Source organism: Bacillus sp. ES1-5, assembly GCF_022487605.1.
Lineage (GTDB): Bacteria > Bacillota > Bacilli > Bacillales > Bacillaceae_G > Bacillus_A > Bacillus_A wiedmannii.
This window is the reverse complement of record NZ_JAKVPU010000013.1, coordinates 29,087-47,925: the sequence shown is the minus strand read 5'-3', so window position 1 is coordinate 47,925 and position 18,839 is coordinate 29,087. Positions and strand designations below refer to the sequence as shown.

Sequence of the window (18,839 nt, the reverse complement as noted above, 5' to 3'; positions counted from 1 at the left end):
GGGAAACAAAGTATTAAACAAGACCTTGAGCAAGTGTGTAAATGAAAGCTGTAAGAAGAGTAGCTCCACTTGCAAGTCCGATAAAGTCTGATTTGTTGAAAGTAATGTTGTTCATTATAATCTCTCCTTATTTGTTTAATGTAGTTGCAACGGCTTTTGCATCGACAAGTGCGGATAGCACCATGCCCATTGTATTAAAAAAATTGTTTGATTTCATTTTGTTCATCATGCGTATCCGCTCCTTTTCGAATTGTTGTTGCCCTGCTTTATGTCTTAATTATAGGAAATATAATCGCCTGCAACTATCGAATTAGCTTACGGGAGACTTACACTTTTGTAAGAAAAAAAGACATTCATGTAAGAATGTCTATTAAAGCATATTGATATGATGATGCTCGGCAATTGTTTTTAAAAAGCTACGCATTGAATTCGTCATATAGCTATCTTTACGGCGTATGAAAACCGTTGAAATACTGCCATATTTTTCAGGGATTGCATGACAATGTACCTTACCTGCTTTAGAAAGATGGTGGACAGCAGATTGTGGTACGAGTGTAATTCCGAGGCCGAGTGCAACACTGTTTAATATTGTCTCTAATATATTAAATTCCATAATTCTTTTTGGGAGCAGGCCTTCATCTTTAAGCCATCGTTCTAGTTTGGAACGGTATCCACATCCTTGGTTAAAAACGAGTAGGGGCGTTGTTGTAAATTCTTCTATATGAAAAGCTTTATTTTGTGTTACAAGCATTAATTTTTCTGTACTAACATCGTATTGTTCAATTAGTGGATGTTTAATAGGCCCTGATATAAAGGCGCCATCTAATTGATGATCAAGTACTTCTCTAATCAATTCTTCTGTTAAACCCGCTTGTAATGATAAATCGACATTCGGATAGCTTTTATAGTAAGAAGATAAAATGGTAGGTAATGTACTTACTGTTTCGACTGTGCCAATTTTTAATATACCAGACGGTGTTTCACTATCTAAAAATACTTGTTTTAGCTCGTCAACATCTTGCAAAATTTTATTAACATAAACGAGCATTTTTCTTCCTTCAGCTGTTAAAGTCATGCCTCGTTTATGACGATAAAAGAGCGGTGTTTTTAGTTCGTTTTCTAGTTGTTTAATACGTGCAGTTACATTTGATTGTACGTAATTTAATTCCTTTGCTGCACCGCTTACACTACCGCGGTCGGCAACGCTTTGGAAGATTTGTAAGTCTCTTAATTCCATAGTATGATCCTCCTTGATGTTAACTATCATTATAAGTGATAGTTAACATCATTTTGAATCATTTTACGTGATATATTTTTTCTTTTACAATTCTCTTTGTGCAAATAGAAAGAAGCGGGGGAATTGTGTTGAGAAAAGGTCAAATGATAATAGGGGCTTTAGCATGTTTAATTGCAAGTATGTCATGGGGGGCAATGTTTCCGGTTGCTGATCATGCGCTAGAATACATAGATCCATTTTATTTTTCGCTCATTCGCTATGGAGCGGTGGCGATCGTACTTATTGTATTGTTGTTAATGAAAGAAGGAAAACAGGCATTTCGTTTAGAGGGAAGAGGAAAGTTACTCGTCTTTTTCGGAACGATGGCGTTTACTGTATATAATGTACTTATATTTTTAGGTCAGATGTTAATGGGGAAATCAGGCGTGATGGTTGCTTCTATTATGGAAGCACTGATGCCGATGATTTCTATTTGTATTCTATGGGGATATAAGCATGTAAAACCGAAAAAGTATATGATAACGAGCATGATGGTTGCTTTTGTAGGAGCTGTATTCGTTATTACGAAAGGTGATATGAGTTTCTTTTTAACATTGAAAGATAACATGTTTTCACTGGCCTTTATATTTGTTGGTGTTGTAGGTTGGGTTATTTATACGATGGGTGGTCAAACGTGTAGCGATTGGTCAACATTACGTTATTCTACGTTGACGTGTGTATTTGGTACGACTGTCACAGGGATTATAACTGTAATCATTACATCGTTTGGATACGTATCGGTTCCGAGTATGGGAACGATTTCTATCGTGAAATATGATTTATTGTTTATGATGACATTACCAGGTATCGTAGCGTTACTTGCTTGGAACTATGGTGTGAAAATTTTATCGTCCATTAATGGGATTTTATTTATTAATTTTGTACCAATCACGACTTTAATTATTATGATGATGCAAGGATATCGAATAACAATGTTTGATATTATAGGGACTTTACTTGTTATTGCAGCACTTATTCGCAATAACGTTTGTCAGAGAAAAGAAGAAAATATAAACAAGCGAATTTTACAAGAAAAGCAATTACGTCAAGCTGTTTAATAGGCAATTGGAGGATTTCACATGTTAGAAAGTTTATTGTTTTTCTTCGCCGTCGGAGTTGCCTGCGAGCTTGCAGCAATTAACCGAAATGGTCGTAAAAAGATAAAACAACAAGCTGAGCTGATACAGCTTTTAAAAGAATTGAAAGAAAGAAAAATGTAAAAAGCCGACCGGGCATAAACGGTCGGCTTTTTCTATATAAAGGGGAAAGGGGACACAAAGTTATACAAGCGTAGCAGCGTAAATAAAAGCAGTAAGAAGAAGAGAGCCACTAGCTAATCCTAAAAAATCTAATTTGTTAAAAGTGATGTTATTCATAATGCATTCTCCTTACTTGTTTAATGTAGAAGCAACAGATTTTGCATCGATTAGAGCGGAAAATACCATGCCCACTGTATTTGAAAAATTGTTTGATTTCATTTTGTTCATCATATGAATCCGCTCCTTTTCGAATAGTTGTTGTTTCTTTCTGACTTAATTGTATGAAATATTTGGGGAAGTAACTATCGAATTAGCTTACAAGAAAATTACACTTTTGTAAGAATTGAAATGTAACAATTAATACTTAAAATTATTACCAACTCCTAAAACTTAGTGTTATAATCGTTATAAGAAAATGATTATAATTCGGATATTCAGAAAGGAACGAAACAAATGTATAAACCAATTACATTTTTGTTGAAATATATATTTAAAACAGCTGGGAAAGTAGAAGTACAAGGAAGAGAAAAGTTACCAGAAGGTGGTCCATATGTTGTTGCATGTACACATACAAGTTTTATGGATGTATTAATGTTAGCTACAGGGATGTACCCGACTCAAATTCATTACATGGCCAAAAAAGAATTATTTGAAGGGAAGTTCAAAAATTGGTTCTTTAAAAATGTGAATGCATTCCCTGTAGATCGTGCGAATCCAGGACCGAGTACACTTAAAATTCCGTCACGCCTATTAAAAGAAGGGAAAGTAGTAGGGATTTTCCCAAGTGGTACGAGATCAACAGAAGACGTTTCATTAAAAGCTGGGGCTGTTACGATTGCCCTGCGTTCTAACGTTCCGTTAGTACCGGCAGCTTATGTTGGTCCATCAAGTATAAAAGAATTAATAAAAGGGAAAAAGGCGCAATTGATTTTTGGAGACCCAATTCAAATTGATGCTGAAGAACAAATAGATCGAAAGACAGCTATGAAAATGATGACAGATCAATTAAATGAGAAGTTTGATGAGCTAAAGGAAACTTTGCAATCAAATCAAAAGTAAGAAAAGACGACCGGGCATAGACGGTCGTCTTTTCTATTACTATTTATAATAAAGGGGAAAGGGGACACGAAATTTATATAAGCGTAGCGGCGTAAATAAAAGCAGTAAGAAGAACTGATCCGCTAGCTAGTCCTAAAAAATCTAATTTGTTAAAAGTGATATCGTTCATAATGAATTCTCCTTACTTGTTTAATGTGGAAGCAACAGCTTTAGCATCGATTAGAGCGGAAAATACCATGCCCATTGTATTTAAAAAATTGTTTGATTTCATTTTGTTCATCATATGAATCCGCTCCTTTTCGAATAGTTGTTGTCCTGTTTCTGACTTAATTGTATGAAATATTGAGGAGAGTCACTATCGAATTAGCTTACAGGAAAATTACACTTTTGTAAGAAAAACGAATGAAGGTGTAATGATGAGAAAGTTTGACATATGTTCGTGGAATTCATTAAGTTAAAAGTAGAGGTGAGTGTATGGCCAATATTAAAGATATTGCAAAGATGGCGGGAGTTTCAGTTACGACTGTTTCGAGAGTGTTGAATGATCACCCATATGTAAGTGAAGAAAAAAGGGAAGCGGTTATGGAGATAGTTGAGAAGTTGAATTACTCACAAAACGCAAATGCCGTTCATTTATCAAAAGGGAAAACGAATATTGTTGGTGTAATTTTACCGTATATTAATCATCCGTGTTTTGATGCGATGGTGGGCGGGATGATGGAGGTGGCGTTAGCTCATAATTACAGAGTGCTACTTTGCCAAACGAATTATAATAAAAAAGAAGAAATGAAAAGTTTACATATGCTAAAAACAAAACAATTGGATGGCCTTATTATTTGTTCTCGTGCGAATGAATGGGAAACGATAGAGCCGTATGCTTCCTATGGGACGATTGTTGCTTGTGAAGATAATGATATTTCAAATATCTCAAGTGTATATACGAATCATTCGGCAGCTTTTCAATTAGGAATGGATTATTTGGTTGAGAAAGGTTATAACAAAATTGGTTATTGTACGGGAAGGAAATTAGGACCGAGTAGTCAAAAGCGTTTTGATGTGTATAAACAGCGATTGCAATCTATAGATGAAGAAGTGAATGAAGAATGGATTTTCACAGAATGTTTTACATTAGAAGATGGTGTGAAAGTGGCTCATAAATTAAAGGGGATGCAGCATCTTCCTGAAGCATTAATAGTAGCAGGAGATGAAGTTGCGATTGGGGTTATGACAGAAGCTGAAAAATTAGGTATTCAAGTTCCTGAGGATTTAGCGATTATTGGCTTTGATAATCAACCTATTTCGCAAGTGTTACAACTTACAACCATTGATCAAAATTTAAAGGAAATAGGTAAAAAGGCTTTTGAAATGTTTTACAGGCAAATACGTGATGAAAGTTCTAAACAAGAAAAGGTGGAAATTCCATATGAACTTGTGGAACGCTCTACCGTTTAGCTTCAATCCGTTATGTGTAAATCACATAACGGATTGTTTTTTTGAAATATCTTTGACAGGAAACGCGTTTCATACTTTATAAAGGAGTTAAACCGGTCTGTAATAATCCATGGATTCTTTTCAAAATAGTATTTGGAGGGATATGCATGAATGAACTTTTATTGAGTATGAAAAAGTATATAGAAGATGATGAAAAGGTTTTGGCTTTTGTCGTAGGGATATTTGAGAAGGATAATTTTACGCTATCGTATCAACATGGGATTTTTGCTGCTACTACTAGACGTCTTCTCTTTTATGGGAAATTTCCATACTATCCCGCAACATTTAAAGATTATTCATATTTGCATATAGATAGCATAGATTTTCGTCCGCATTTCGAATGTACTTGTAATCATGAAACCATTCGAGCTAAGTATATTCAGAAGGGGAATGTGGAGCGATTTGTCCGTACAGTTAGAGCGAATATGAATAATTAATCACCCCTTTGTTTAAACATAATATCCCGATCTTTAAGAGTAAAAATGCGCAATAAAAACAACTTCTAAACCTCTAGGAGATAGTGATACAATGTCAAATGGGGGGAGGTATGAACTATGGTTAATCAACGTATAAAGGAAATAACACTAATTACAATTGGTTCATTATTATTCGCAATTGGTATTAATTATTTTGCAATTCCAAACCGTTTATCAGAGGGTGGAATTATTGGTGTAACGGTTGTTACGTACTATTTATTTGATTGGTCGCCGGGGATTGTGAACTTTGCTATAAATGCAATCTTACTAGCTATTGGTTATAAATTTTTTGATAAAAAAACGATGGTTTATACAATTTTAGGGATTGTAGAAACATCCTTGTTTTTATATGTTACGGAACATATTGAGTATCATGTAAATAGTGATACGTTATTAGCGGCTCTATTCGCTGGCTTATTTGTCGGTGTCGGATTAGGCTGTATGTTCAAAGCTGGAGGTACATCAGGAGGATCGGCAATTTTAGCTCAGTTAGCAAATCAATATTTAGGGTGGAGCGTTGGTAAAGGCGTACTTATTATTGATATTGTTGTAATTGCTGGTTCAGTATTTATCATAGGACAAGAAAAAGCAATGTACACACTTGTTGCAGTATTTATCGGAGCGAAAGTGATTGATTTCATTGTAGAAGGAATGGATACAAAAACAGCTGTTACAATCATCTCAAATCAACCAGATTTAATACGTGAAACTATTACGAAAAACATGACACGCGGTGTCACTGTATTAGAAGGACGCGGCGGATATACTGGTAAAAATAAAGAAGTGTTATATGTTGTTATAAATAAACAAGAGCTTGTTAAGTTAAAGCAGGTTATTAGTCGAGTAGATGAAGATGCTTTCGTTGTTATTCATGATGTACGTGATGTACTTGGCGGTGGCTTTAAAGCGAGCTAAAAGGTGAACGAGTAAATTCGTTCACCTTTTTTAATTCTTACAAAAATGTAAGTGTAATGTAATGAGATTCAATAGTAGATTTTATTCCTTCTTTTTAAAATGGATGTATATATATCCTGCAGAGGAGGAAGATTGATTATGAAGAAAAAAATGATCACTACTATAATAGCGATGATAGTGATAGTAGTAATGTTACTGCCTACGAAACTTGGACCAGTTATCGATAAATATAATCCACTTTATAAGACGAAAGAATACTATACGGTCGTGAATACAATTGGTCAGCATATTGGTGATGAGTGGTATGAATATGAATTTATTGCATTTGACGAACGTGGAAGAGAACAAAAAATAAAGAAGACTGTTAAGCATATGTTAAAGAGAGATGAAGCGTTAAAGGTGTATGCAAAAGGACGCTACGGAGAGGCGATTGAAGAAATTGAAGCTGTAAATATTCCTATTAATGCGAAGAGTAAACTTTTAACGATGAGATAGCGGATTATACCCCTACCTATTTTTTGTCGAAAATAAAAATACTAGGTAGGGGTATTTTAGGGTTCGTAAAAGAGCCTTAGTCCATATGGACTAAGGCTCTTTTTATTATATAAAGGGGAAGGGGGTACATTGAGTAGCATGAGTGAAAGGTATAAGAAGAGTAGCTACTAGCAATGTAATTTGGTTATGTGAGTGTTCTTCTTATTTGGCTTGCTTTCTAACTTTATTGTACGAGATGTAGGTAAGAGAAACTATCGAATTACATTACACATAGCTTACAAACATGTAAGTCTTCTGTAATGTAATTCGATGGTTAAAAGATAGTGAATTTCATATAGTGTAATTAGAAAGTCTCACTGTATTACTTTCTGTTTGTAATATTAATGAAGAATGAAAAACCAACTACTTTTTAATAGCCCTCATCTTTATTTGGATGAGGCTCTTTTTATAAACCTTACAACATTGTAAGGTTTACGTAAGTTAATTCGATAGTAAATTTGTCATATTTTTTGCATAATAGATACAAATAGATAAAATAATTAGGGATATAGTAAGAAGGGAGAAAACTGGGATGCGTAAAGAAGAAGTAGTGAAGTTTCCAATTAAAGATTTCTGTAGCTACTTTACTGTTGCCGTAGTATGTATTGGATTATTTGATATCATAACAAACTTAATTGTTAAATAACATAGATGATAAAACAAGAAGGGAGATCCTTTCTTGTTTTTTTTATGGGGGAATAAAGATGAAATGGATTGATAGTCATATACATGTTGACCAATATAAGGATGAAGAGAAAAGCAGATTACTTAAAAATGTGGAAAATAGTGAAGAGATAAAGGGGCTTATTGCGGTATCTATGAATTATCAATCATGTAAAGAAACTTTATCTTTAGCAAAGCGATATCCTTTTGTACATCCAGCGATAGGTTTTCATCCGGAGCAACCAATTCATAAAGAAGAATGTGAGCAAATTTATAAATTAATTGAAGATCATGTAGAGGACATAGTTGCGATTGGTGAAGTAGGCTTGCCATATTATTTAAGAAAAGAAGATGAGTGTATTGCTATAGATTCGTATATATCAGTGTTGCAACGGTTTGTTGAACTAGCTAGTAAATATGATTTACCAATTATATTACATGCAGTGTATGAAGATGCTGATATTGTATGTGATTTACTGGAGAAATATAAAGTTTCACGTGCACACTTTCATTGGTTTAAAGGAAGTGAAACAACAATGAAACGGATGATGAGGAACGGTTATTATATTTCTATCACACCAGATGTTTTACATAAGGAGAAAATTAGAAAAATTGTTTCGTATTATCCACTTGAATATATGATGGTAGAAACAGATGGACCGTGGGAATTTCACGAGGATGTTATGACGCATCCGAGAATGATTCGAGAGGTATTAAAGGAAATTAGTGTTATAAAAAGCGTATCTGTTGATAGGGTTACGAAAACGATATATGAAAATACAATTCAATTTTACCCCGCATTAACGAGCAGTAAGACTCCCACCTCAAAATTCGACTAATGCGGAGGAGTTAGTTGGGAGATCAACTGCCCGTAAAAGCCCCACTGATTAAAGTTTCACTTTATTTGAAAGGATAGGAGAGTTACTCTTATCCTTTTTATTATGGATATTTTTTCTAATATTTTCTATAATTTATGATGTGTTTAATTTGATGAAGGAAGTAGGGAAGAAAATGGGGAGAGCATATAAAAAAATAGCTATTACAATGATGGTCGGTGCATTTTCACTTGTAGCGTTTGGGTGTGAGGCAGAAAAAAAGGTTATAAATCCAAACACAACACAGGAAAAGAAGGAAGAACAAATTGATCCAGTAGTTGAAAAACAGATGAAAGAAAATGAGAAAAATGGGAATACGGTTGGAAACAGTTCTAATAAAGGAAAGATGGTAGAGAGCAATGGATGGGTTTACTATGCGGTAAATAGTGATAAAAATACAGGAGGCATTTATCGTACGAAAGATCAATTTCAGACTTCGGAACTTGTAGTGGAAGGTGTAAACGCTTCTTACATAAATATAAAAAACAAAGCTTTATATTTTATTCATACGGATGAAGATAAGAATGCGGGATTATCTTCTTTAATGAAGTATGATATATCTAACAAAAAGCTAGACACGTTAAAAGCGGATACAAATTATGTTTATATAAAAGATCAAACTTTATTTTATCCGAAAAAATATTCTGAGCATGGTGGTTTTGATATTGTAGGGATAGTAAAAATGGATTTGAAAACGGGGCAGGAAGAAGAAGCGGCATTTAAAAACTCAGGTTGGTCTCAAACGATAGACGATAGTATTCTACATTGGAATAAAAATCGTGGAACACAATTGACAAAAGATAATAAAACTTGGTCAAAAGAAAATTATGCAACAATATCTAGTGCTACTTATAATAATGAAAAATTATATGCTGTGGTCGACTTTTCGTTACCTTTTGAAACAAATGAAGCTGAGCATGGCATATATGAAATAGACATTCAACAAAATAACGAAAAGTTATTGGTAAAGGATGCTTTGCAGATGAATGTGAAAGGGGATACTTTTTATTATTTAAAAAAGGATGGAGTATATAAGAAGAAAATGAATGGTGGAAATGAAAAGGTAATTTATAATAAAGCGGTTGAACCAACTAAATCCTATTTATATTTTGTAGCAGGAGATATGTATCTTTATACGGTTAATGGAACTATTTTAAATCTAGATACAAAGAAATCAAATGAAGAAAAAGATAAGAAATTAGCAGATGATGTTATGTTACAGAAAGTATGGAATGCACAGAAGGAACTTACTAATGTTCAAATGGCTGCACTAACAGGAAATCCAAAACGATTAGGGGATTTTTCATACGGGGAATTAGTGAATCCTATTTATAATACGAAGGATACTTTAGAGACTACGCTATCTACGTACTTCTCAAAACCATTTATAGCAGAGTATATGAAGAGTAAGTATATTAAAGAGTTAAATGGAAAAATGCACTATGCTGTTGGAGATCCAGGATCAAAAGCAGCAACTAAATTTACAAAAATTATTTCTGCCGAGTTAAAGGATGGAAAAATAAAAGCGCAGGTAGAAACGTATAATGACTATGATAATGTAACGGAAAAAGTAGAAGTTGAATTTATTTATGAAAATAATCAATGGGTTATTAATAATATGCCGCGTTTTGGTTTAAGTTAAAAAAACCACCAAGCATTTTGCTTGGTGGTTTTTTTTTAGGATTCTAATTTTTTCGCACGTCTTAATAACAATAGAAAGACAATGATGAAGAAACCAAGTATAAGGAAGAATCCATATTGTTTTACATAATCCATTACGTCGCTTGCGCTCGTTGTTTTTTCAACGTGAATGCCGTCTTTATTAGTAGTAATATGAATATCTTTCATTTTTACTTCATTTGTTTCTTTTTGTAAATCGATCCATTCTATATTTGGAATGCTTTCTAGATCCTTTAATACTTCTTTTAATGGTTTCACACCTAAGTAGGGATGATAGAATGCACCGATAATGCCGTCAGATAGTTTTGCAACAGATACAGCACGTTCTTTCATTTTAGCAATAGCATGTGGCTTATCTTCTTCAATAAAGCCGACTGTTTCAGGCATTAATTTCATCCCGTGTAAAAATGATGGGGTACTTGTATAAAATGGTGAGTGCATCGATTTCCAAGTTGTATCACTTAACTGTAGTTGTCCTACATAAGTTGAAAAATACCTTGATAATATTTCATACCCTTTTTGAGACATTGTGTAATGAGGTGCTTCAAATGCGACAGGATATAGTTTAGCATCTACAAGTTCTTGAATCCCTTTTTCAATATGATCTGTCGTATATTTTTCTTCAAATTCTGCCCCTTTTTTTACATATGCATTATATGCCTCTATATTAGGGAAATCATCTTTTGTTTTTGGTTGTTCATGATTCGGTTGACGAATTGGTTGATCTGTTTTTACGTCCCAAAATTCAAAACCTTCCCCAGTTTCACTGTCGTAAAATTGGTGCGTATAACCATGCATAATAATTGCTGCGCCATCATCTTGCATAGAGCGTAAAAGGTCGATTAGTTCGGGTTTATCTTTTAAATGCAGTGTTTTACCTGTATCCGGATCTGTATATACAGGAATAACAGTGATCATGTAGGGAATCTTTTTCTCTTTTAGTAATTTAGCAATTTCTTTTAATTGATTTGTATCTGCGGCTGGATGAACATCCTCAAGACGTAAATAAGCCTCTACTTTATTTGTCGTTGGCTTTTGTCCAAAGTAAGAAAATAACATTTCGCCGACATAATGAGACATCCAGTCAAAGAGATTTGACGTTGCAACGTAATAAGATGTTTCGTGCCGAACGATTAGAGGGCTCTTGCTATTTGAACTTAAAGCGTTAGCAAGAACAGTTCCATTTGTATCAAAAGATTGAATCAATCGTTCCTCTTCTAAAGTATTTTTAAGCTTATGACTTGGATATTCGATTTTATTAACGCGTATATCATCAGCCTTTAGGGTAATGAAAGAAAAGCGATTAGATAATTGTTCAATATTTTGTCCTAAAACTAATACTGGGCCTGAGAAATTTTCTAGAAGTTGCTTTGTTTCAATAGGAAACTCTTCTTTTTGTTCACCGATATAAACAATATGTGTATAAGAAGATGAATTAGTAATTTCATTAGCCTTTTTTAAACTTTTCGTAGTTATATCGTTTGTAAAATGTCCTAATTGAGTATTAAGGATTTGAATGTTATTTGTAATTTTATCGTCTTTTGTACTGTATAAAACAAGTACTTTTGGTTTTGATGATGTTTGTGCAGAGGTGTGGATAGGGATAAGTAGTAAAATGCTGAACAAGAGTATTATGCACTTTTTCATTTGGTCTGCTCCTATTCTATATGTAGAGTTCAATTTACAATTATATACAATAAATACGTTGTAGTCTATGAAAGTTACATTTTTGCACGTATTTACCAGCTGTTTTTTCACAAAATCGGTCTAAAGCATGATGATAATATATATAGTTATTTGCTATGATAAAAGGGTAAGAGAATGATAGAATGTGGGTAATTGTAAAGGGAAGAAGGCTGAAAGGGGACAAATTTCAGCGGAGAAAGAGGTAGTGGTAGTGAAGAAATTCTTTGTAGGATTTTTAGTTGTTCTTGGGGTGTACTTATATTTCCAAGGAAAGTCTGAAGGAATGGGCAAGTTAGTGAATGAGACAAGCTATGTTGACTCAGAAGAAGCAAAACAGGTGAAACAAATTATTATAGAGGAAGCAAAGAAAGTCAATCTTCCAGAATGGATACCTCTTACAATTGCCGAACATGAAAGTCGGTTAAATCCAAGAAGTGTTGGAGATAACGGAACTTCATTCGGATTGTTTCAATTGCACCGTGGCGGTGGGCTTGCACCAGAGCATTTAACTGATGAAGAGTTGAAAGATCCGCGCGCAAATGCGCAAATTGCAATGCCGCATTTAATGAAAGGATATAAGCGCGGGGTGCAAAAAGGTTTGACGGATTTTGCATTACTAAAATATGTAGCAAATACATCTGGATGGCCAGGTAATCTGGGTCCAGAGTGGACGGATAATAACATGAAGTATAACATCGGATTAGAAGATGTGTACTATCGAAATAAAGGTGTAATCAAAGAGTAGGTTTTCTATACCTACTCTGTTTTTTTATGAATAATTGCATCTTTTTCGCTCGTGAAGTACGCGGCTAGTTGTATTTTTACCTCTTCTAGTTTTGTAGAAACTTGCGGTATTTTATATCCTACATACAATGGTGAAACGACGAACCTAGGAACAACTTTACAAATGATTTTTCCGTTTAAGTAATAGAAGAATAAGTTATAACTACTACATCCTTTATGGAAATCTTTCAGTATGTAACGTACAGTTTGCTGAATATAATTTGCTAGTTCATCTATACATTCAACATCTTCAATGATGATATTAAATTCAGTAAAACCGATAATAGGACGATCTGAAATATTGAGTTCAATGCGTTCGTTTTTTTGTACAATGACTCCTCGGAAGTTGTCCGGTTCTACGTTACCGAGATAGTCTACATATTTCATTCCGATAATTTGCATGTGTGCATGATGCAAACTCCCGCCTGAGAATGGACCGTGATTTTTGTATAAAATCACAGATGTGAATTCTTCATTCTTCTGTAAGTTTAACCAATGTTGAATGGAGAAACGAATTAGCGATCTCATATGTTCTTCTGTATATGTCGCAATATGGTCTTCACAATTATCTGTTTCAATTAGCACTGTTTGAAATGTATCTTTTAATGTAGGAAATTTGTTTTTCAGCCAAATAATTGAGCCCTCAGTTGCTAAAATATCCGTTAAGTTTTCTCTGTCACAAAAAGGACATGCAGCGCTTCTATTCCGAATGCTTTCTGGTTTTTGTTTGCCAATATCGTTTAAAAAGTATAGTTGTTGTGTATCCATTTGTATATATGCCCCTTTAAAATATGTGTAAAAATCCCGCTTAATACATTCGGGGAAAGGAGAAGGAAATCCTTTAAAGGGAATACGAAAAATAAAAGACAAGATATCCTTATTACAACAGGGTACCTTGTCTTTTATTTTTTCTTTAATAATGTGTATGGATAATATAGAGCGTTTTTATTGTGCTTCTTTTTTCTATTTTTTATTGTGTATAAGGCAATTGCTGTACTTGCGATTACAATAATGGCTTTCTTCATATTCATTTACCCCTTTTTTATTGTTGGTTTAATTCTTGGCTAACTGCTTTTGCATCAACTAGAGCATGTAAAATCATTTTTACCATGTTCATCATATTCCTTCACTCCTTTTATAGTTCATTTAGTTCTTTTACAACTGCTTGTCCGTTCACTAATACCTCAAAGATTGCTTTTACGATTTCTTTCATCATGATCGTTTCCTCCTTTTATTTGGCTCTCTTGTTTACATCTTTATTGTATAGGGAGGCATCTTTTCGTACTATCGCTTTCCATTACGTGAACATAACAGTTTTGTAAGATTTGATGTCACTTATTGAAATGTTTAGTCTATCTTCATTATTTTCAGAAAAATGACTATTCAAACATGAAATGGGAAAGTATAATAAAGAAGTAAGTATTAAATTCCGTACGAAAGAGGTGAATGAGATGAAACGTTCTTTAGCTGCACGTGCCAAATTTTTAGATTATATCTATTTTTGTCGTGCGATTTTTCATGATGTAGTTGTTAACGGGATACGTCTGTCCTTTTTTAACAATTGCATAGTAGCTATTGAACGATAGAAATCTCTTCACCCATTTTTAATAAACGTGTGAAAAGGGAGCTATTTGGCTTCCTTTTTCTATGTCGAAAACCATGGGGAATGTTTCTTTCCCATGGTTTTTTATATTGAAAGGAGTACGGAAAATGACAATTTGTAGTGTAAATAATGTAACGAAATCTTTTGGTGGAAACATCATATTTGAAAATATATCGCTTGAAATAAAGAATGGTGAACGTGTTGGATTAGTTGGTCGTAACGGTAGTGGGAAGACAACAATCTTTCAGCTTATAACTGGAATGGAAAGTTTAGATGTAGGAGCCATTCATATGAAGAAAGGTACACGTATTGGTCATGTGGCACAAATTCCGAAATTTGATGAGGGTATGACTGTATATGATGTATTGAGTTCGGCTTTTAAAGCAGAAAAGGAATTAGAAAGAGAAATGCGTACTTTAGAAAAAAATATGGCGGAAGAACAGGAAACGTTTGCTTTACAAAAATTAATGGAGAGATACGGAGTAATCCAAGAAAAATTTGCGTTTCTCGGTGGTTATGAAATAGAAGCGAATATGATGAAGGTAGCAAATGGCCTACAGGTGACAGAACTATTTCCTCGATCATTTCTGGAGTTAAGTGGTGGGGAACAAACAAAAGTAAGCCTTGCGTACATGCTATTGCATAAACCAGATTTACTTCTATTAGATGAACCAACTAATCATTTAGATTTATTCGCGGTAGAATGGCTAGAGCAATTTTTAAAAGAGTACAATGGAACGGTTATGGTCATTTCACATGATCGTTATTTCCTTGATGAAGTTGTAACGAAGATTTTTGATTTAGAAGATGGAGAGATTCACGTGTATCATACGAACTATTCTCAGTTTGTTGAGGAAAAGGAAGAACGGTTGCTTCAGGAGTTTCAGGCTTATCAAGAACAGCAAAAGAAAATAAAGAAAATGAAAGAAGCAATTAAGCGACTACGTGAATGGGCAAATCAGGCGAATCCTCCGAATGAAGGATTGCATAAGAGAGCGAGAAGTATGGAACGTGCACTGGAACGTATAGAGAAACTAAAGAAACCTATTTTAGAACGAAAACAAATGGGACTTCAGTTTGAAGGGCAAGAGAGAAGTGGGAAAGATGTTGTTGTAATGAAAGAAGTGAGTAAAGGGTTTGCTGACCACCCTTTATTTAACGAAGCGAATTTACATGTTCGTTTTCAAGAGCGTGTGGCGATCGTTGGTCGTAATGGTACAGGAAAGACAACACTACTAAAGTTATTATTAGAAGAAATAGAGCCAGACGTTGGAGAAATCCGGATTGGTAGTAGTGTGAAAATCGGTTATTTATCACAACATGCGTACGGAAATATGAAGAGTAATGTATTAGAGGCTTTCAGAGAATACGTAGCTGTAACAGAGGGAGAAGCGAGACATATATTAGCTAAGTTTTTATTTTATGGTCCAGCGGTGTTTAAGAAAGTAACGCAATTGAGCGGTGGAGAAAAAATGAGGTTAAGACTTGCGCAACTTATGTATCAAGATATCAATTTTTTAATTTTAGATGAGCCGACAAACCATCTCGACATTGAATCAAGGGAAGTTTTAGAGGAAGCTCTTGAGCAATATAACGGGACGATTCTAGCTGTTTCACATGATCGTTATTTTTTAAATAAGTTGTTTGAAAAGACGTATTGGATTGATGATCGTAAATTATTTGAGTTTGTAGGGAACTATGCATGGGCTCGTCAAAAGTGGGAAGAAAAGCTCGAGAAACAAGTAATAAAGCAGCAACGCCAAGGAAGAAAAAGTATGGAAACAGCTCCTGTAAAAAAGAAAGAAGTTAGGAATGTTGAGGGTATTGAAACGGAGTTAATGCATGTAGAAGAGGATATATATACGCTTGAGTGTAAGATGGAACATGTAGTTGATGTTGAAATGCTTGAACAATTGTATGAAGAAAAAACGAAGAAAGAGTTGTTACGAGCGGAGTTATATAATGAGTTAGAGAATATTGTGGAGTAAAAAGTAGAAAGCGAATCCTTTCAGCTTTGCTGAAGGGATTCGCTTTTTTTATACTGATATTTTACTTTAAGAGAAAAATAAAAATTGTGTTTCACGTGAAACAGTAAATTTGATACATCTTTGTTCCGTAATTTACATAGATTGTAAAACATAAATGATATTAGGGGTTTTTTGGATCGATTACTTATTTCCCGAGACATAAGTATGTGAAACGGCGGATCAGGATTGAAAATAAAAAAGCAGAGTTACAGCTTTACGCGCTGAACTCTGCTTTCTTTTTGTGTCGTATCTTCCCTTGTTGAAATGATAATAGCGATCCCGAGCATAATAAAAAAAGCTAAAAAGAGGACGAACTTTGGGAAGAATGGGAATAGTAATAGAGCCCCGACTATCATAATTGTTAATAATACGTAGTGCAGGACGTATTGGAATAGGTTGTCCATGTTTTCGCCCCCTTTTTGGTAATTGGTTATTAGTATTCTATGTTTCATACGGAACGAATAGAAGTGAATTTTTAATTTTTTAATACGAAATAAAAGAGAACGATTGACATGTTTAAAGGAAAGGAATAATCTTGAAATTAATTCATACTATTTTTATAGGAAAAATAAAGATAGTTACAGGGAGGAGGCCTATGTTCCTGCATCGATAAAAATTAGGAAGGTAAAGGTGAGAGGGCAATGAAAAATGCTTTTAAAGGAGCACTTGCTACATTTCTTAGTGTGTCAGTATTACTAGCCGGATGTGGTCAAGAGGAAGCAAGTACAAATGAAGCCGGGAACGTATTAAAAGTAAAAGATGAATTTATTAAGGCGAGCGACAAATCAAAAAGTCCTACAAAAGTAAATGAAAGAAAAGATACTTTTGTAGTTGGAATGCCGAGCCCTGGAGGGATATTCCTTCCGCACTTTATGGAGAATGGATGGGATGGTAACATAACGCAAGCTATCTTTGCCCCTCTTGTTGGACTCGATAAGGAAGGAAAACCAATTCCAATTTTAGCGAAGAAGTGGGATATTTCGGAGGATCAGCTTACATATACGTTCCATTTGAAAGATGATTTAAAGTTTAGTGATGGATCCCCGTTAACTGCAGATGATGTAGCATTTACATTAACGTTATTACATGATCCAACTTATAGTGGTGCGACTGATATAAGCCAAACAGCAATAAAAGGTGGGCAAGCATATAAAGAAGGAAAAGCGAATTCTATTGAGGGAATTCAAGTCATTGATCCGAAAACAATTACGATTACGACTGAAAAGGTAAATGCTCAAACGCTATCATTAATCGGTGGAGAAGTTATATCTAAAGCGTATTACGGGAAAGAGTATAAACAAGGACACTTGGAGTATTTAAAAGAGTTGTATGGGAAGCCGGTGGGAGCAGGAGCTTATAAGTTAGATAAATATATTCCTGGTCAAGAGGTTCGATTTGTAGCAAATGAAAATTATTTTGAAGGAAAGCCGAAGATTGAGCACTTTATTTATAAAATTACAAAAGGTGATACGAAGCTACAACAATTTCAAGCGGGAGAAGTAGATTATGATGGCTTTACGAAAAATGCGGAGACGATTGAACAGTTAAAGGATTTAGGTTTTGCTAATATTAATGTATATACAGGAAGCTCTTACGGCTACATTAAAATGAATTATAAGAAGCCATACTTTAAAGATAAACGTGTTCGCCAAGCGTTTATTTACGGATTAGAGCGTCAAAAGGTTATTGATACGTATTTCCAAGGATATGCGTCACTCGTTAATGTACCGATTACGCCAGTTTCTTGGGCGTATACAGAAGAGGGCATTAATAAATATGAGTATAATTTAGAGAAGGCGAAGAAACTACTGGATGAGGCTGGGTGGAAAGCTGGTTCGGATGGAATTCGTGAAAAGGATGGACAAAAACTGAAAGTAAGTTATTTTGCCTCATCAGCAAGTAAAATAAATGATGTAATGATTCCTGTGATGAAAGAAGATTATAAAAAGCTTGGTGTAGAGTTTAACCCAGAATATATGGACTTTAATACGATGATTTCAAAAGTGATAAAAGGTGATTATGATTTGGCGATGGTATCTACGCCAATGATTGATGATCCGAGTGGAACGATTGAAGAGTTTGTTTCAACAAGTAAACGAAATTATGATGGATACTATAATCCAAAAGTAGATGAATTAGCTAAGCAAGCATTAGAAACGTTGGATATTGAAAAGAGAAAAGAAATTTATAAAAAATTATATCAAGAGTTAAGCGAAGACCCGCCTGTAATCTTCTTAAATAATAGCAAAGTGGTGTCTGCACATAATGCACGAATTCAAGGATTACAAGAAGATAACTATAACGGTATTTTATTAAGTTTACCTAAATTAAAGATAGAATAATAATTCAGGGAGAATTATCAAAATATTTATTCGGAAAGAATTGACAAAATATAACTGACGATATAAGCTAATAACCATAAAGTCTACCGGAAAGGTCGGAATAGGATTGTTACCCCTCAAAAACATCTATTTTTTTTACGATTAAAACCGACTTTTCCGATTGGCTATAA

At 34.2% G+C, this 18,839-nt stretch carries 21 protein-coding genes; 13 read left to right on the top strand and 8 right to left on the bottom strand.

Annotated features, from left to right (window positions below; genetic code table 11):
• Positions 1-13: 13 nt before the first annotated feature.
• Complete coding sequence (locus tag MKO96_RS27085) at positions 14-115, bottom strand: DUF3948 family protein (protein WP_001060018.1); 102 nt, start codon at positions 113-115, stop codon at positions 14-16.
• A 255-nt stretch (positions 116-370) separates the two neighbouring features.
• The gene (locus tag MKO96_RS27080; protein ID WP_240589216.1) at positions 371-1,237 is read right to left on the bottom strand and encodes a LysR family transcriptional regulator; all 867 of its coding nucleotides are present in this window, start codon (positions 1,235-1,237) and stop codon (positions 371-373) included.
• Positions 1,238-1,365: 128 nt separating this feature from the next.
• Between MKO96_RS27080 and MKO96_RS27075 the strand changes: the two genes are divergently transcribed.
• Both MKO96_RS27075 and MKO96_RS27070 read left to right on the top strand, forming a co-directional pair.
• Positions 1,366-2,334: a DMT family transporter gene (locus MKO96_RS27075; RefSeq protein WP_240589215.1), complete on the top strand. Its 969-nt coding sequence runs from the start codon at positions 1,366-1,368 to the stop codon at positions 2,332-2,334.
• A gap of 21 nt (positions 2,335-2,355) precedes the next feature.
• Positions 2,356-2,496 (top strand): YrzO family protein, encoded by a 141-nt coding sequence (locus MKO96_RS27070; RefSeq protein ID WP_000894064.1) that lies wholly within the window; start codon positions 2,356-2,358, stop codon positions 2,494-2,496.
• 60 nt (positions 2,497-2,556) lie between these two features.
• Here the strand turns inward: MKO96_RS27070 and MKO96_RS27065 are convergent, their stop codons facing one another.
• Positions 2,557-2,652, bottom strand: a complete 96-nt coding sequence (locus tag MKO96_RS27065; protein WP_001060007.1) for a DUF3948 family protein — start codon at positions 2,650-2,652, stop codon at positions 2,557-2,559.
• A gap of 336 nt (positions 2,653-2,988) precedes the next feature.
• Here MKO96_RS27065 and MKO96_RS27060 point away from each other — a divergent pair, with 336 nt between their 5' ends.
• Positions 2,989-3,594, top strand: coding sequence for a lysophospholipid acyltransferase family protein (locus tag MKO96_RS27060; RefSeq protein ID WP_000277785.1), 606 nt, complete (start codon positions 2,989-2,991; stop codon positions 3,592-3,594).
• A gap of 73 nt (positions 3,595-3,667) precedes the next feature.
• Here MKO96_RS27060 and MKO96_RS27055 read toward each other — a convergent pair whose 3' ends face one another.
• Positions 3,668-3,763 (bottom strand): DUF3948 family protein, encoded by a 96-nt coding sequence (locus MKO96_RS27055; protein WP_240589214.1) that lies wholly within the window; start codon positions 3,761-3,763, stop codon positions 3,668-3,670.
• A 305-nt stretch (positions 3,764-4,068) separates the two neighbouring features.
• On the opposite strand from MKO96_RS27055, the gene MKO96_RS27050 reads away from it, so the two are divergent.
• From MKO96_RS27050 to MKO96_RS27025, 6 genes are all read left to right on the top strand, one after another.
• Positions 4,069-5,046 carry a LacI family DNA-binding transcriptional regulator gene (locus tag MKO96_RS27050; protein ID WP_240589213.1) on the top strand — a complete coding sequence of 326 codons (978 nt, stop codon included), beginning with the start codon at positions 4,069-4,071 and terminating at the stop codon, positions 5,044-5,046.
• A gap of 146 nt (positions 5,047-5,192) precedes the next feature.
• On the top strand, positions 5,193-5,522 hold the full coding sequence (locus tag MKO96_RS27045) for a PH domain-containing protein (protein WP_172554457.1): 330 nt from the start codon (positions 5,193-5,195) through the stop codon (positions 5,520-5,522).
• A gap of 117 nt (positions 5,523-5,639) precedes the next feature.
• Complete coding sequence (locus MKO96_RS27040; protein WP_000248056.1) at positions 5,640-6,476, top strand: YitT family protein; 837 nt, start codon at positions 5,640-5,642, stop codon at positions 6,474-6,476.
• 138 nt (positions 6,477-6,614) lie between these two features.
• Positions 6,615-6,971 carry a YxeA family protein gene (locus tag MKO96_RS27035; RefSeq protein WP_048563001.1) on the top strand — a complete coding sequence of 119 codons (357 nt, stop codon included), beginning with the start codon at positions 6,615-6,617 and terminating at the stop codon, positions 6,969-6,971.
• Positions 6,972-7,714: 743 nt separating this feature from the next.
• The gene (locus tag MKO96_RS27030; protein WP_240589212.1) at positions 7,715-8,512 is read left to right on the top strand and encodes a TatD family hydrolase; all 798 of its coding nucleotides are present in this window, start codon (positions 7,715-7,717) and stop codon (positions 8,510-8,512) included.
• Between the two features lie 172 nt (positions 8,513-8,684).
• The gene (locus MKO96_RS27025; protein ID WP_240589211.1) at positions 8,685-10,190 is read left to right on the top strand and encodes a DL-endopeptidase inhibitor IseA family protein; all 1,506 of its coding nucleotides are present in this window, start codon (positions 8,685-8,687) and stop codon (positions 10,188-10,190) included.
• 35 nt (positions 10,191-10,225) lie between these two features.
• Here the strand turns inward: MKO96_RS27025 and MKO96_RS27020 are convergent, their stop codons facing one another.
• Positions 10,226-11,875, bottom strand: a complete 1,650-nt coding sequence (locus MKO96_RS27020; RefSeq protein WP_240589210.1) for a DUF2334 domain-containing protein — start codon at positions 11,873-11,875, stop codon at positions 10,226-10,228.
• A gap of 250 nt (positions 11,876-12,125) precedes the next feature.
• On the opposite strand from MKO96_RS27020, the gene MKO96_RS27015 reads away from it, so the two are divergent.
• Positions 12,126-12,659 carry a transglycosylase SLT domain-containing protein gene (locus MKO96_RS27015; RefSeq protein WP_087979182.1) on the top strand — a complete coding sequence of 178 codons (534 nt, stop codon included), beginning with the start codon at positions 12,126-12,128 and terminating at the stop codon, positions 12,657-12,659.
• Between the two features lie 11 nt (positions 12,660-12,670).
• On the opposite strand, the gene MKO96_RS27010 is transcribed toward MKO96_RS27015, so the two are convergent.
• Complete coding sequence (locus MKO96_RS27010) at positions 12,671-13,465, bottom strand: DUF4931 domain-containing protein (protein ID WP_240589209.1); 795 nt, start codon at positions 13,463-13,465, stop codon at positions 12,671-12,673.
• A gap of 134 nt (positions 13,466-13,599) precedes the next feature.
• Positions 13,600-13,728, bottom strand: coding sequence for a hypothetical protein (locus tag MKO96_RS27005; protein ID WP_002096919.1), 129 nt, complete (start codon positions 13,726-13,728; stop codon positions 13,600-13,602).
• Positions 13,729-14,148: 420 nt separating this feature from the next.
• On the opposite strand from MKO96_RS27005, the gene MKO96_RS27000 reads away from it, so the two are divergent.
• Both MKO96_RS27000 and abc-f read left to right on the top strand, forming a co-directional pair.
• The gene (locus MKO96_RS27000) at positions 14,149-14,283 is read left to right on the top strand and encodes an RAxF-45 family protein (protein ID WP_046956655.1); all 135 of its coding nucleotides are present in this window, start codon (positions 14,149-14,151) and stop codon (positions 14,281-14,283) included.
• A gap of 124 nt (positions 14,284-14,407) precedes the next feature.
• On the top strand, positions 14,408-16,288 hold the full coding sequence (abc-f, locus tag MKO96_RS26995; protein ID WP_240589208.1) for a ribosomal protection-like ABC-F family protein: 1,881 nt from the start codon (positions 14,408-14,410) through the stop codon (positions 16,286-16,288).
• Between the two features lie 245 nt (positions 16,289-16,533).
• Here abc-f and MKO96_RS26990 read toward each other — a convergent pair whose 3' ends face one another.
• Positions 16,534-16,731 carry a hypothetical protein gene (locus tag MKO96_RS26990; protein WP_000369259.1) on the bottom strand — a complete coding sequence of 66 codons (198 nt, stop codon included), beginning with the start codon at positions 16,729-16,731 and terminating at the stop codon, positions 16,534-16,536.
• Between the two features lie 237 nt (positions 16,732-16,968).
• Here MKO96_RS26990 and MKO96_RS26985 point away from each other — a divergent pair, with 237 nt between their 5' ends.
• Positions 16,969-18,669: an ABC transporter substrate-binding protein gene (locus tag MKO96_RS26985; protein ID WP_240589207.1), complete on the top strand. Its 1,701-nt coding sequence runs from the start codon at positions 16,969-16,971 to the stop codon at positions 18,667-18,669.
• The last annotated feature ends 170 nt before the right edge of the window (positions 18,670-18,839 follow it).